The organism is Streptomyces sp. NPDC002793 (genome assembly GCF_040295485.1).
Lineage (GTDB): Bacteria > Actinomycetota > Actinomycetes > Streptomycetales > Streptomycetaceae > Streptomyces.
Genome location: NZ_JBEOVL010000001.1, coordinates 88,768 through 101,787 on the forward strand (window position 1 = coordinate 88,768; position 13,020 = coordinate 101,787).

At 69.9% G+C, this 13,020-nt stretch carries 10 protein-coding genes and 1 riboswitch; of the genes, 3 read left to right on the forward strand and 7 right to left on the reverse strand.

Going from position 1 to position 13,020, the window contains the following annotated elements; translation table 11 throughout:
- Positions 1-93 precede the first annotated feature (93 nt).
- From ABT001_RS00390 to ABT001_RS00400, 3 genes are all read left to right on the forward strand, one after another.
- Entirely contained in the window at positions 94-1,113 is a 1,020-nt protein-coding gene (locus tag ABT001_RS00390; protein ID WP_351270085.1) for a LacI family DNA-binding transcriptional regulator, read from the forward strand.
- Positions 1,114-1,237: 124 nt separating this feature from the next.
- Positions 1,238-2,047: an ABC transporter ATP-binding protein gene (locus tag ABT001_RS00395; RefSeq protein ID WP_502967389.1), complete on the forward strand. Its 810-nt coding sequence runs from the start codon at positions 1,238-1,240 to the stop codon at positions 2,045-2,047.
- A 56-nt stretch (positions 2,048-2,103) separates the two neighbouring features.
- The gene (locus ABT001_RS00400; protein WP_351270091.1) at positions 2,104-4,632 is read left to right on the forward strand and encodes an ABC transporter permease; all 2,529 of its coding nucleotides are present in this window, start codon (positions 2,104-2,106) and stop codon (positions 4,630-4,632) included.
- Positions 4,633-4,690: 58 nt separating this feature from the next.
- Here ABT001_RS00400 and ABT001_RS00405 read toward each other — a convergent pair whose 3' ends face one another.
- The 7 genes from ABT001_RS00405 to ABT001_RS00435 form a co-directional block, all read right to left on the reverse strand.
- Positions 4,691-5,995 carry a class I SAM-dependent methyltransferase gene (locus ABT001_RS00405; protein ID WP_351270094.1) on the reverse strand — a complete coding sequence of 435 codons (1,305 nt, stop codon included), beginning with the start codon at positions 5,993-5,995 and terminating at the stop codon, positions 4,691-4,693.
- A gap of 256 nt (positions 5,996-6,251) precedes the next feature.
- Positions 6,252-7,649, reverse strand: coding sequence for an NAD(P)/FAD-dependent oxidoreductase (locus ABT001_RS00410; RefSeq protein ID WP_351270097.1), 1,398 nt, complete (start codon positions 7,647-7,649; stop codon positions 6,252-6,254).
- Positions 7,650-8,176: 527 nt separating this feature from the next.
- Positions 8,177-9,130, reverse strand: coding sequence for a Ppx/GppA phosphatase family protein (locus ABT001_RS00415; protein ID WP_351270099.1), 954 nt, complete (start codon positions 9,128-9,130; stop codon positions 8,177-8,179).
- Positions 9,127-9,741, reverse strand: coding sequence for a DUF501 domain-containing protein (locus tag ABT001_RS00420; RefSeq protein ID WP_351270712.1), 615 nt, complete (start codon positions 9,739-9,741; stop codon positions 9,127-9,129). Before ABT001_RS00420 ends, ABT001_RS00415 begins: the two co-directional genes overlap by 4 nt.
- A 64-nt stretch (positions 9,742-9,805) precedes the next feature.
- On the reverse strand, positions 9,806-10,276 hold the full coding sequence (locus ABT001_RS00425; protein ID WP_351270102.1) for an FtsB family cell division protein: 471 nt from the start codon (positions 10,274-10,276) through the stop codon (positions 9,806-9,808).
- 94 nt (positions 10,277-10,370) lie between these two features.
- Positions 10,371-11,657, reverse strand: a complete 1,287-nt coding sequence (eno, locus tag ABT001_RS00430) for a phosphopyruvate hydratase (RefSeq protein ID WP_014155837.1) — start codon at positions 11,655-11,657, stop codon at positions 10,371-10,373.
- Between the two features lie 299 nt (positions 11,658-11,956).
- A complete protein-coding gene (locus ABT001_RS00435; RefSeq protein ID WP_351270106.1) occupies positions 11,957-12,655 on the reverse strand; it encodes a transglycosylase family protein in 699 nt (232 codons plus the stop codon).
- Positions 12,656-12,826, reverse strand: a riboswitch (cyclic di-AMP (ydaO/yuaA leader). It lies immediately after the preceding gene.
- Positions 12,827-13,020: the final 194 nt, after the last annotated feature.

Consider the following 13,020-nt stretch of genomic DNA (forward strand, 5'->3'; position numbering starts at 1 on the left):
TCTCGAAGTGGTCTGGACCGATGAGGGGAAGACACTGGTCAGACACCTGCGGCTAGGATGCGCTTGAATCACGAACCGGTTAAGCGAGGTCCCATGCCCAAGCACCGCCCCACGATCGCCGACATCGCGCGGCGCGCCGGGGTATCGAAGGTCGCGGTGTCGTACGCCCTGAACGACAGGCCCGGGGTCTCCCCCACGACGCGTGCCTCCATCAAGGCCATCGCGCAGGAGATCGGCTGGCGTCCCAACAGCGCGGCCCGCGCCCTCACCCACGCCCGGGCCGACACCGTGGGGCTCGCCCTGTCCCGGCCGGCCAGGATGCTCGGGGTCGAACCGTTCTTCATGGAGCTGATCAGCGGCATCGAGACCGAACTCTCGGCCCGTGGCTGCGCCTTGCTCCTCCAGGTCGTCACCGAACCGGCGCAGGAACTGGAGATGTACCGCCGCTGGTGGGGCGAGGGCCGGGTGGACGGGGTGTTCCTCGCCGATGTGCGCTCCCCCGATCCGCGCATCGAGGGCATCACCGAGCTGGGCATGCCCGCCGTCGTGATCGGCCATCCCTCGGCGGCCGGGGCCCTCACCCCCGTGTGGTCGGACGACTCGGCGGCGCTGCGGGACACCCTGACGTATCTGGCCGCGCTCGGTCACCGCTCCGTCGCCCGGGTCGCCGGGCTGCCCGAGCTGATCCACACCCAGCTGCGCGACCGCGCGCAGCGCGAGATCAGCGCCGGACTCGGCCTCGACGAGCCGGTCGTCGTCCACACCGACTACTCCGGCGAGGAGGGCGCCCACGCCACCCGGCGGCTGATCGGCTCGGCCGCGCGGCCCACCGCCGTCATCTACGACAACGACATCATGGCCGTCGCCGGACTCTCGGTCGCCCAGGAGATGGGTCTGGACGTGCCCGCCGACCTCTCCCTGGTCGCCTGGGACGACTCCCAGCTCTCCCGTGTCGTACGCCCCCCGCTCACCGCGCTGAGCAGGGACATCTCGGCGTACGGCGCCCATGCGGCCCGTACGCTGCTGGCAATGGTGGCGGACGGCTCGGCCCCCGGTTTCGAGGACGTGGCCGCCCGTCTGGTGCCTCGCGGATCGACCGCCCCACCCCGCTGACGGCCCGGCCGGCTCAGGGTCGGCCTCCTACCTCAGACGTACGCCGGGGGCCGGCGGATGCGACTCAAGAGGGCCCCGGGAACGGGCACGGGGGCTGACGCCCCGGCGGGATGCGGCGGGGACGATGGAGGGGTCCCCGCGAAACAGTCGAACCAGGAGTACCCCTGTGACCACCACCACCGTTCACCGCACCACCGCGGTCGCCGCCCGCGCCACGGAGCTGTCGAAGGTCTACGGCCAGGGTGAGACCCAGGTGGTCGCCCTCGACCGCGTGTCCGTGGACTTCCCGCAGGGGGAGTTCACCGCGATCATGGGCCCGTCGGGCTCCGGGAAGTCCACGCTGATGCACTGCGTGGCCGGTCTCGACAGCTTCAGCAGCGGCTCCGTGCGCATCGGTGAGACCGAGCTGGGGACACTGAAGGACAAGCAGCTCACGCAGCTGCGCCGGGACAAGATCGGTTTCATCTTCCAGGCGTTCAACCTGCTGCCCACCCTGACCGCCCTGGAGAACATCACCCTCCCGATGGACATCGCCGGCCGTAAGCCCGATGCAGCCTGGCTCCAGAAGGTCATCGACATGGTGGGCCTCTCCGAGCGGCTGAAGCACCGCCCCACGGAGCTCTCCGGCGGCCAGCAGCAGCGCGTCGCGGTCGCCCGCGCCCTGGCCTCGCAGCCCGAGATCATCTTCGGTGACGAGCCGACCGGCAACCTCGACTCCCGCTCAGGCGCCGAGGTCCTCGGCTTCCTGCGCAACTCGGTGCGTGAGCTCGGCCAGACGGTGGTGATGGTCACCCACGACCCGGTGGCCGCCGCCTACGCGGACCGCGTGGTCTTCCTCGCGGACGGCGCGGTCGTCGACCAGATGATGCACCCCACCGCCGACGGAGTCCTCGACCGGATGAAGGCGTTCGACGCGAAGGGCCGCACCAGCTGACGCCCCCTGAGGCTGCCCCCCTTTCCGCGCTCCGAACTCCCCCAGGAATCGACTCCATGTTCCGTACCGCCGTGCGCAATGTGCTTGCGCACAAGGCCAGGCTGCTGATGACCGTGCTCGCCGTGATGCTCGGCGTCGCCTTCGTCTCCGGCACGCTGGTCTTCACCGACACCCTCGGCAACGCCTTCCGCAACCAGTCCGCCAAGAACTACGACAAGGTCGCCGTCGCCGTCACGACGTGGGCCGAACGCGGTGACGAGGAGACCCCCGGCATCGACGAGGCCACACTCGGGAAGATCCAGGACCTCGACGGCGTGGCCGAGGCCACCGGGCGGGTCTCCGGATTCGCCGGCGTCGGCGACACCGACGGCAAGCTCATCGGCGACGGATGGTCCAACACCGGCTCCAACTTCTCCCCGGGCGCCGACGGCAAGGACGCGCAGTACGCGTTCACCGACGGCTCGGGACCGGCGAAGGCCGACGAGGTCGCCCTCGACAAGGAGACCGCGAGCAAGGGCGCGTACCGCGTGGGTGAGCCGGTGCGGGTCGCCACCAACGGGCCGGTGAAGGAGTACACCCTCTCCGGGATCTTCACCACCGAGGACGGCGCCGTGAACGCGGGCGGCAGCCTGGTCCTCTTCGACACCGAGGTCGCCCAGCAGCTCTACCTGCGGCCGGGCGAGTTCAAGGACGTCACCGTCACCGCCACGGCCGGCGCGTCCGACCAGCAGCTGCTGGAAGCCGTGAAGCCCCTCCTCCCTGAGTACGCCGAGGCCGGGACGGGCGCGGCACTCGCGGACGAGGAGGCCGAGATGACCGAGTCCGGTCTCAAGAGCCTCAACGCGATGCTGCTGGCCTTCGCGGCCATCGCCCTCTTCGTCGGTGTGTTCCTGATCGCCAACACGTTCACCATGCTGATCGCCCAGCGCACCAAGGAACTCGCCCTGATGCGCGCCGTCGGCGCCTCCCGCCGTCAGGTCAAGTGGGCCATCCTGCTCGAAGCCGGTGTCGTCGGTCTGATCGCCTCGGTGATCGGATTCCTCCTCGGCGTCGGCCTCGCGACGGGACTGCGCTCCGCGATGGGCGCGTTCGGCGGACAGATCCCGGCCGGTCCGCTGGTCGTCTCCCCCACCGCGGTCGTCTCCGCCTTCGCCGTCGGGGTGCTGATCACCGTGTTCGCCGCCTGGCTGCCCGCCCGCCGCGCCGCCAAGATCCCGCCGGTGGCGGCGATGAGCAGCGTGCACGCGGTGGCCACCACCAAGTCGCTGGTCGTGCGCAACTCGTTCGGCGCGGTGATCACCCTCATCGGGTCCGCCCTGATCGTCGGCGGTGCCGCCCAGGGCGACGAGAACGGCCGCTGGCTCCTCGGCGGTGGGGCGTTCCTCGCCCTCGTCGGTGTCATCGTGCTCATCCCGCTGCTCTCGCGCCCGGTGATCGCCCTGGTGCGTCCGCTGATGCGCGGGACGTTCGGCGTCTCCGGCAAGCTGGCGGCCCAGAACGCGGTCCGCAATCCGCGCCGTACCGGAGCCACCGCCTCCGCCCTGGCGATCGGGCTCACCCTGGTCACCGGTATCTCCGTGCTCGGTGTCACGCTCGGCCAGGCCATCGACAAGATGACGACGGACAACATCCGGGCCGACTACATGGTCTCGATGGCCAGCGGGGGCCCGCTCGACGAGTCGGCCCTCACCGCCCTGCGCAAGGCGGACGGCGTCGCGGCGGCGTCCCCGCAGCGGGCTCTCTACCCCTCCGTCGGTGAGGACGTCGTCTCGGCCTCCGGAGTCACCCCGGGCGACGTCGAGAAGGTCTTCGACCTGAAGACGGTCTCCGGCTCGCTGTCCTCCCTGAAGGACGGCGAGATCGCCATCGCCCGTGAGACCGCGAAGTCGCACGGCTGGAAGACCGGCGACAGCCTGCCCGTCACGTTCCAGGACGAGAAGAAGGAGACCCTGAAGGTCGGCGCGCTCTACGAGGGCAACGAGTTCCTCTCCCCGATGCTGATCCCCGAGGACGTCGTCGCCCCGCACGAGACCCTCTCCGACATCCGCGAGATCTGGCTGACCATGGACGGCGGCCAGAGCGATGCCAACGAACAGGCCGTGATCGACGCGCTCGGCGACAACCCGGCGATGAGCGTCATGGACCGCCAGGGCTTCCGGGACATGTTCGGCGGCTTCATCAACACCGCGCTGAACATCATGTACGCGCTGCTGGCCATGGCCCTGATCATCGCCGTCCTCGGCGTCGTCAACACCCTGGCCATGTCGGTCTTCGAACGCCAGCAGGAGATCGGGATGCTGCGGGCGATCGGCCTCGACCGGCGCAAGGTCAAGCGGATGATCCGGCTGGAGGCCGTCGTCATCTCGCTCTTCGGAGCGGTGGTCGGAGTCGCCCTCGGTACGTTCCTCGGCTGGGCCATCGGGAAGAGCCTGTCCGCCTCGATCCCGGGCTACGCCCTGGTCATCCCGTGGGACCGGCTCGCGCTCTTCCTGGTGCTGGCAGGGCTGGTGGGCGTCCTGGCCTCCCTCTGGCCGGCCCGTAGCGGCGCGAAGCTGAACATGCTGACCGCCATCAAGACCGAGTGACCAGGACGTAGGACAGGGGCGGTACCCACGCGGGTACCGCCCCTTCCCGTTTCCCGGATCAGCCGTTCGCCGACGCCTTCCAGTCACGGGCCCGCAGCGGCATGCCCGCCGCGCCGCCCTCCCGCGGGCGCACCGCGAGGATCTGGTTGACACCGATCTTGTTGTGCTCGAAGGAGAGCGCCGAGGCTGCCATGTAGAGGCGCCACACCCTGGCCCGGCCGGGCGAGGTGGCCCGTACGGCCTCCTTCCAGTGCTCCTCCAGATTGGTCACCCACCGGCGCAGGGTCAGCGCGTAGTGCTCGCGGATCGCCTCCACGTCCCGGGCCTCGAAGCCGGCCTCCTCCAGGGTGGCGACGGTGCGGCCGACCGGGGCCAGTTCGCCGTCGGGGAAGACGTAGGCGTCGATGAACTCGTCGACGTGGTAGGCCGACTCGTCCTTCTCGGGACGGCGGGCGATCTGGTGGTTGAGCAGCCGGCCGCCGGGCTTGAGGAGCGCGTAGAGGTCGTCGGCGTACTCCCGGAAGCGGACCGAGCCCACGTGCTCCGCCATGCCGATCGAGGAGATGGCGTCGTACGGGCCGTCCCTGACGTCCCGGTAGTCCTGGACCCGGATCTCGATCCGGTCGGTGAGCCCCTCTTCGGCGATCCGCTTGCGGGCGAACGCCGCCTGCTCGGTGGAGAGCGTCACTCCGGTGACCTGGGCACCGTACTCGCGGGCGGCGTGGATCGCCATGGAGCCCCAGCCGCAGCCGACATCGAGGAGGCGGTCGCCCTCCTGGAGCGCGAGCTTGCGGCAGACGAGGTCGAGCTTGTCGCGCTGGGCGTCCTCGAGTGTGGCGCCGTCCTGCCAGTAGGCGCAGGAGTAGACCATGGACGGGCCGAGGACCATGGCGTAGAAGTCGTTGCCCACGTCGTAGTGGTGGCTGATGGCCTCCTTGTCCCGGCGCTTGGTGTGGAGCGCGCCGGTGCGGCGGCGGATCTCCTCGGCGGGCGGGGGCGGCGGGGGCCAGGGGCCGGCCAGTTGGACGAGGCCACGGGCGAACGCCCGTACCTTCGGGTCCCGCACGGGGTGGACGGTGTCCTTCGCGTCGGCACCGCGCTCCCAGAGCAGCGCGGCCAGGGCGTCGAGGGTCTCGTACAGATCGCCGTCGATGTCGATCTCCCCGGCCACCCAGGCACGGGCCAGGCCCAGCTCGCCCGGTTTCCAGAGCAGCCGGCGCAGGGCGCGGCGATGGCGCAGGACGAGGGTGGGGGCACCCGGCGGCCCGGATTCGCTGCCGTCCCAGGCCCGGATCCGGACCGGCAGGGGTTCTCCCAGCAACTCTTCGGCGAGAGCGGTCAGCCGCGATGCGGCATCGGCCATGGTGCACACCTCCGTGGTGGTGTTTCCGAACGTGCCCAAATTCGCATATACGCGCCTCTACCGGGCCGCGACACCTCGGGGTCCGGGCGAGGTACACCGGCGTCAACGCCGTCCGGTGCTCACGCCATCCCTTTCCAGGGCAACGGAACGGCAAAATACCTGCACGCACCATCTATTCCCGGGCGCCCAGGGAGCCCGGGAAACACCGAAGGGGCCGTCCGCACCACGGATGGCGGACGACCCCTTCGGTGACGTACTAGGAAGCCTTGGCCTTCTCGCCGGCCTTGTCGCCGTCGGCCTTGGCCGCGACGGGCGGGGGGCTCGGCTTGGCGGCCTCGTAGAACTCCTCGCGCGGAGTCTCCATGGCGCCGAGCGAGACGACCTCGCGCTTGAGGAACATCGCCAGCGTCCAGTCCGCGAAGATCCGGATCTTACGGTTCCAGGTCGGCATGGCCATGCCGTGGTACCCACGGTGCATGTACCAGGCCAGACGGCCCTTGACCTTGATCTTCATCTTGCCGACGACGATCATCGCGACGCCCTTGTGCAGGCCGAGACCGGCCACCGCACCCTTGTTGGCGTGGCTGTACTCCTTCTGCGGGAAGCCCCGCATGCCGGAGATGACGTTGTCGCCGAGGACCTTGGCCTGACGCAGCGCGTGCTGGGCGTTCGGCGGGCACCAGGCGTTCGGGTTGCCCGCACGGCGGCCGACCAGGTCCGGGACCTGGGCGTTGTCGCCCGCGGCCCAGATGTAGTCGGTGCCCTGCACCTGGAGCTTCTCGGAGGTGTCCACGTGACCACGCGGGCCGAGCGGCAGACCGAAGCGGGCCAGCGCCGGGTTCGGCTTCACGCCGGCCGTCCACACGATCGTGCTGGAGTCGACCTCGAGGCCGTTCTTCAGCACCACGTGACCGTCGACGCAGGAGTCCATGGAGGTCGAGAGGTAGACCTCGACACCACGGCTCTCCAGGTGCTCCTTGCCGTACGCGCCCAGCTTCGGGCCGACCTCGGGAAGGATCTTGTCGGCCGCGTCGACCAGGATGAAGCGCATGTCCTCGCGCTTCACGCTCGTGTAGTACTTCGCGGCGTCCCTGGCCATGTCCTCGACCTCGCCGATGGTCTCCGCACCGGCGAAGCCGCCGCCCACGAAGACGAACGTGAGCGCCTTGCGGCGGACGTCCTCATCGGTCGTCGAGTCGGCCTTGTCCAGCTGCTCGAGGACGTGGTTGCGCAGACCGATGGACTCCTCGATGCCCTTCATGCCGATGCCCTGCTCGGCGAGGCCGGGGATCGGGAAGGTGCGGGAGACCGCGCCCATCGCGATGACCAGGTAGTCGAAGGGCAGCTCGTAGGCCTCGCCGACGAGCGGCGCGACCGTGGCGACCTTGCGGTCCTGATCGATGGTCGTGACACGGCCGGTGAGAACCTCCGCCTTCGGCAGGACGCGTCGCAGCGGGACGACGACATGCCGAGGCGAGATGCTGCCGGCAGCAGCTTCGGGGAGGAAGGGCTGGTACGTCATGTACGAGCGCGGGTCGACGACCGTGACGGTCGCCTCTCCATACCGCATCTTCTTCAGAATGCGACGAGCTGCGTACAGGCCTACGTACCCACCGCCTACAACGAGGATCCTGGGACGCTCCGTGGTGCTCATGCCATCGAGTATCCACCCCCCTCGGGGGGCATGCTCGTGAGCCCCTTCACAAGGTATGCGCCACCCTCTGCTACACTTCGCCGCCCACGTGACCCAGGTCATGGTGCGGGCGGGGAACCACGAGGCCGTGGCGAACGTTGTTCACCACTTGTGAGCTGGCCCTTGAGCCTCCAGGGACGGCGAACCACCCACCTCGGACACGCCCTTGCCACACCCCGGAAACCTCCGCGCAGCCTTGCTGTGCGACCTCGCCGGCGACCCGCACGGCCCCTCGGGGGAAGAACTTCCCCCAGAGGGGCCGAATTCCTTGTGAAGAAGTTCACGAACCTCGTGGCGAGACCTCGCGAAAGCCCCCTCCGGAGGTACCCGGAGGGGGCCGCGGCGAGCTCAGAGGTGCAGGCCGGAATGCGTATGAGCGGCATCTCACCGCTCCTCGAGGACACCCGTGAGCACACCCCGTCCCACTCACCTCACGGGCGCCTCGTCGTCGAGGTGGGCAACCGGCGCGACATGTACCGGAATCCCGGCTAACGCTCCCCGAGCGCCACGGACCAGGCGATCCCGTCGAGGATGTCGTGCTCGCTGACGACGACCTCGCGGGCACCGGTGCGCTCCATCACCGCGAGCAGCACGAGCGCCCCGGAGGCGATCACGTCGACCCGGCCCGGATGCATCGCGGGGATCGCCGCGCGCTCCTCGTGCGTCGAGGCCACCAGCCGCTCGGTGATCTCACGGACCCGCCCGACGGAGACCCGGGAGTGGTGGATCGCCTCGGAGTCGTACTCCTCCAGCCCGAGCGCCATCGCGGCGACGGTGGTGACCGTCCCGGCCAGGCCGACGAGCGTCGCAGCCGAGGAGAGCGGCACGGTCTCCTCGGCCAGGTCCAGGGCGGCACCGATGTCCGCGCGGATCGCGGCGATCCGGTCGGGCGTGGGCGGATCCACCACGGCCCCGTCGAGGACCAGGTGACGTTCGGTCATGCGTACACAGCCGATGTCCACCGACCGGGCCGCGCGGACGGTGTCGTCACCGACGACGAACTCGGTGGAACCGCCGCCGATGTCCACGACGAGGTACGGCTTCTCCAGGTGGTCACCGCCCACCAGTTCCTTCGTGGCGCCGTCGAAGGAGAGCTGCGCCTCCTGGTCCCCGGTGACGACCTCGGGCTCGACGCCCAGGACGTCCAGGACGCCGCGGACGAACGTGCCGCTGTTCTCCGCGTCACGCGAGGCGGAGGTGGCGACGAACCGGATCCGTTCGGCGCCGAGCTCCTTGATCACGGTCGCGTACTCACGGCAGGCGTCGAACGTGCGCTCCAGCGCCTCGGGGGCCAGCCGGCCGGTCCGGTCCACACCCTGGCCGAGCCGGACGATCCTCATCCTCCGGTCGAGCTCGTTGAAGTCACCGGTGGCGGGGTCCACGTCCGCGACGAGCAGACGGATGGAGTTGGTACCGCAGTCGATGGCGGCGACCCGGGTCACCGGCCCGTCCCCTCGCCGGGCCCGTCGAGCGGCTTGAACGCGAAGTGGCCGTCCTCGTCCCCGTCGACGGTCCACCCCTCGCCCTCGGACGGAGCCGGGCACGGCTTGACGCAGGGGCCCTTGGCCCACCACTCGGGCAGCATCGCGATCGCCTCGTCGCCCAGCGGGTTCACCCCGGGGCCCGCGACCAGCGAGTGGCCGACCAGCACGTGCAGGCACTTCACCCGGTCCGGCATGCCGCCCGCGCTCGGGAAGCCCTCCAGCACCTCGATGGCGTCACGCCGCGCGAGGTAGTCCTCGTGCGCGGCGCGGTAGGCGGCGGCCAGCTCGGGGTCCGTGGCGAGCCGCTCGGTCATCTCCTTCATGACCCCGTTGGCCTCCAGCGTGCCGATCGCGGACGCGGCACGCGGGCAGGTCAGGTAGTACGTCGTCGGGAACGGTGTGCCGTCCTCCAGACGGGGCTGCGTCTCGACCACGTCCGGGTTGCCGCACGGGCAGCGGTGCGCGATGGCGCGCAGCCCACGCGGCGGCCGACCGAGCTGGAGCTCGAACGCGGCGATGTCCACATCGGTGGGAGTGGTGGATTCGGTCTGCGGAGGGGGCGTGTCCATGCCTGCCTTGAATGTCATCGGTCGGACTGTATGAATCGGTACGTACGCACGGGGAGGACGGTGGTCATTCGCGGTCCGCGCTGTCCACGCCGTCCCAGAGGTTCTCGTGCCACGGCCGCCCCGTCGCCCCCGGCTCGCCCCGCCGCACCTCGGCCGCGTCCGGGTCGACCACCGTGTAACCGGTCTCACCGGGCAGCACGTAGTGCAGGTGCTGGCGCGCGAGACGGCGGATGTAGGCGTCGTCCTTGAGCCGCGCCTTCTCGTCGCGCAGCTCCTCGGTCCGCTGGCGGGCCTCCTGCGAAAGCCTCTCCTGCTCCGCGATCTGGTCGCGCTGGGAGATGTACTGCCGCATGGGATACGCGAGGGCCACCACCAGCGAGCACACGATCAGCGCGAGGAACGCGGCCCGGCCGGTGAGCCGGGAGCGGCGGGCCTGGCGGCGGTTCTGGGACCGGTAGACACGGGCCGCCGTCTGCTCACCGAGCAGTCGCAGCCTGGTCGCGGTGGAGAACCGGTCGCGGTCCTTCCCGGCCATGTCTCACGCCTCCCCGTTACGCACGTCCGTCCCCGCACACGGTACGGGACCGGATGCGGGGACGGACGGAGGCTGGTGCTCCGGGCTCGGGCTGTCAGCCCTCGAAGCGGAACCGCGGGAACGCCGAACGGCCGGCGTACACGGCGGCGTCGTCGAGGATCTCCTCGATGCGCAGCAGCTGGTTGTACTTGGCGACGCGGTCCGAGCGGGCCGGGGCGCCGGTCTTGATCTGGCCACAGTTCACGGCGACGGCGAGGTCGGCGATGGTGACGTCCTCGGTCTCACCGGAGCGGTGGGACATCATGCACTTGAAGCCGTTGCGCTGGGCCAGCTCGACGGCGTCCAGGGTCTCGGTCAGCGAACCGATCTGGTTGACCTTGACGAGCAGGGCGTTGGCCGAGCCCTCCTCGATGCCGCGGGCGAGGCGCTCGGGGTTGGTGACGAACAGGTCGTCGCCGACGATCTGCACCTTGGAGCCGAGCTTGTCGGTGATGACCTTCCAGCCCGCCCAGTCGTCCTCGTACAGCGGGTCCTCGATGGACACGAGCGGGTACGCGGAGACGAGCTCCTCGTAGTACTCGGTCATCTCGGCGGCCGAGCGGGACTTGCCCTCGAACTCGTAGACGCCGTCCTTGTAGAACTCGGACGCGGCGACGTCGAGCGCGAGCGCGATGTCGCGGCCCGGGACGTAACCGGCCTCCTTGACGGCCTCCAGGATGAGGTCGAGGGCGGCGCGGTTGGACTCGAGGTTGGGGGCGAAGCCGCCCTCGTCACCGAGACCGGTGGAGAGGCCCTTGGTCTTCAGGACCTTCTTCAGCGTGTGGTAGATCTCCGCGCCCCAGCGAAGGGCCTCGGAGAAGGACTCGGCGCCGATCGGCGCGATCATGAACTCCTGGATGTCCACGTTGGAGTCGGCGTGCGAGCCGCCGTTCAGGATGTTCATCATCGGAACGGGCAGCAGGTGCGCGTTCGGGCCGCCGAGGTAGCGGAAGAGCGGGAGGTCGGAGGCCTCGGACGCGGCGTGCGCCACGGCCAGCGAGACACCGAGGATGGCGTTGGCGCCGAGCGAGCCCTTGTTCTCGGTCGCGTCCAGGTCGAACATCGCCTGGTCGATGAGGCGCTGCTCGGTGGCGTCGTAACCGACGAGCTCCGGGCCGATCTGCTCGATCACGGCGAGGACGGCCTTCTCGACGCCCTTGCCCTGGTAACGGTTCGGGTCACCGTCGCGAAGCTCGATGGCCTCGAACGCTCCGGTGGAGGCTCCGGACGGAACAGCAGCACGTCCCGTGCTGCCGTCGTCGAGGCCGACCTCGACCTCGACCGTGGGGTTCCCCCGGGAGTCGAGGATTTCCCTGGCTACGACGACGTCGATGGACGGCACGAGGCATCTCCTTCTGGGATCTGACACTGGTTGTGCAGGGTCACTGTGGCCTTGCGCCACGAGCCTAACCGGCCCGGCCCGCTCCGTCGGCCGTACGCCCGTCCCCTGGGACGAAAAAGGACCCGCGGGCCCTCATTCCGGGCAAAGCTCCAGAATTCTACTGGCAAGTAACCACAAGAAGTGAACACGCATCCCCTGACGCGTCCGCGAACGGACCCCGGCCCGGCACGCGGGGGGTCAGCGCGCCGGGCCGGGCCACCGGGCCACCGGGGCAGGAGGGGACCCCGGGCGGCTGGTGCCTACTTCAGGTGGAGCTGCTGCCCCGGGAAGATCAGGTCGGCGTCGTCGACGATGTCGTCGTTCAGCTCGAAGAGCTTCTCCCAGCCGCCCTTGACCTTCTTCGCGTCGGCGATCTTGCTGAGGGTGTCGCCGGACTTCACCTTGTACTCGCCGTCACCCTTCTCGACCTTCTCGCCGGTCGGGGTGGTGACGGTCTTCGCGGGGGCCTCACGCTTCTCGCTGCGCGTGGTGGGCTGCTCGGCCTTGCGCTCCAGTGCGGCCTGCGGGGCCGTGTCGCCGTTCTTCTCGGAACCGGAGCCGGTGTCGACGCCCGGATCCACCCCGTCGTTCGTCAGGCCGCCGGCGCCGGCGCAGGCCCAGGCGCCCGGGCCCTGCAGGTCGAGGAGCTTCTCGGCGGCGGCTATCTGCTGGCCCTTGGTGGCCAGGTCGGCACGGGCGGCGTACTGGGTACCGCCGGCGGCGGCCCAGCTGGACTGCGAGAACTGCAGGCCGCCGTAGTAGCCGTTGCCGGTGTTGATGGACCAGTTGCCACCCGACTCGCACTGGGCGACGGCGTCCCAGGTCTCGACGGAGGCGGCAGAGGCGCCGGTCGCACCCATGAGCGGGACGGCGACGGCGGCACCGGTGACACCGGCCAGGGTCGCGATACGGACGGCCTTGGACGGGCGACGGTGCTTGCCCTTGCTGGAAAGCAGCATGGTTCTCCTCACCGACGCCTACGAGGTGAGCTGTCGGGTTCGGGCCTGTGAGTTGCCCGGTCACCCGCTCCCGCGGACGACTTCACCCCTAGCCGCACCCCGCCCGTCTTCCGACGGCCGGGTCCGGCACTTACCTGGGTCCCCCGCTCCTGCCTACGGCGCTTTACGCGTCGGTCCCCTTCGGCCGACGGCAGGATTCGGCGTGACGGTCGAAGGTGCCCGCGGTGCGAGCGGCTCCGACCGTAAACACACGCAACCCCTACATTCAAAGATGGACATAACGGCTAATCAGCACGTAACGGCCAGTCGGATCGAGCTGTTTTCGCAGGTCGGAGCCAATATGGACGGATCGGGCGGACGGGGCG

Excerpts from the sequence above, each read along its gene's own strand:
- ABT001_RS00390 (WP_351270085.1), top strand. The coding sequence starts at position 94 with ATGCCCAAGCACCGCCCCACGATCGCCGACATCGCGCGGCGCGCCGGG.
- ABT001_RS00395 (WP_502967389.1), top strand. The coding sequence starts at position 1,238 with ATGGAGGGGTCCCCGCGAAACAGTCGAACCAGGAGTACCCCTGTGACC.
- ABT001_RS00400 (WP_351270091.1), top strand. The coding sequence starts at position 2,104 with ATGTTCCGTACCGCCGTGCGCAATGTGCTTGCGCACAAGGCCAGGCTG.
- ABT001_RS00405 (WP_351270094.1), bottom strand. The coding sequence starts at position 5,995 with ATGGCCGATGCCGCATCGCGGCTGACCGCTCTCGCCGAAGAGTTGCTG.
- ABT001_RS00410 (WP_351270097.1), bottom strand. The coding sequence starts at position 7,649 with ATGAGCACCACGGAGCGTCCCAGGATCCTCGTTGTAGGCGGTGGGTAC.
- ABT001_RS00420 (WP_351270712.1), bottom strand. The coding sequence starts at position 9,741 with ATGGACACGCCCCCTCCGCAGACCGAATCCACCACTCCCACCGATGTG.
- ABT001_RS00425 (WP_351270102.1), bottom strand. The coding sequence starts at position 10,276 with ATGGCCGGGAAGGACCGCGACCGGTTCTCCACCGCGACCAGGCTGCGA.
- ABT001_RS00435 (WP_351270106.1), bottom strand. The coding sequence starts at position 12,655 with ATGCTGCTTTCCAGCAAGGGCAAGCACCGTCGCCCGTCCAAGGCCGTC.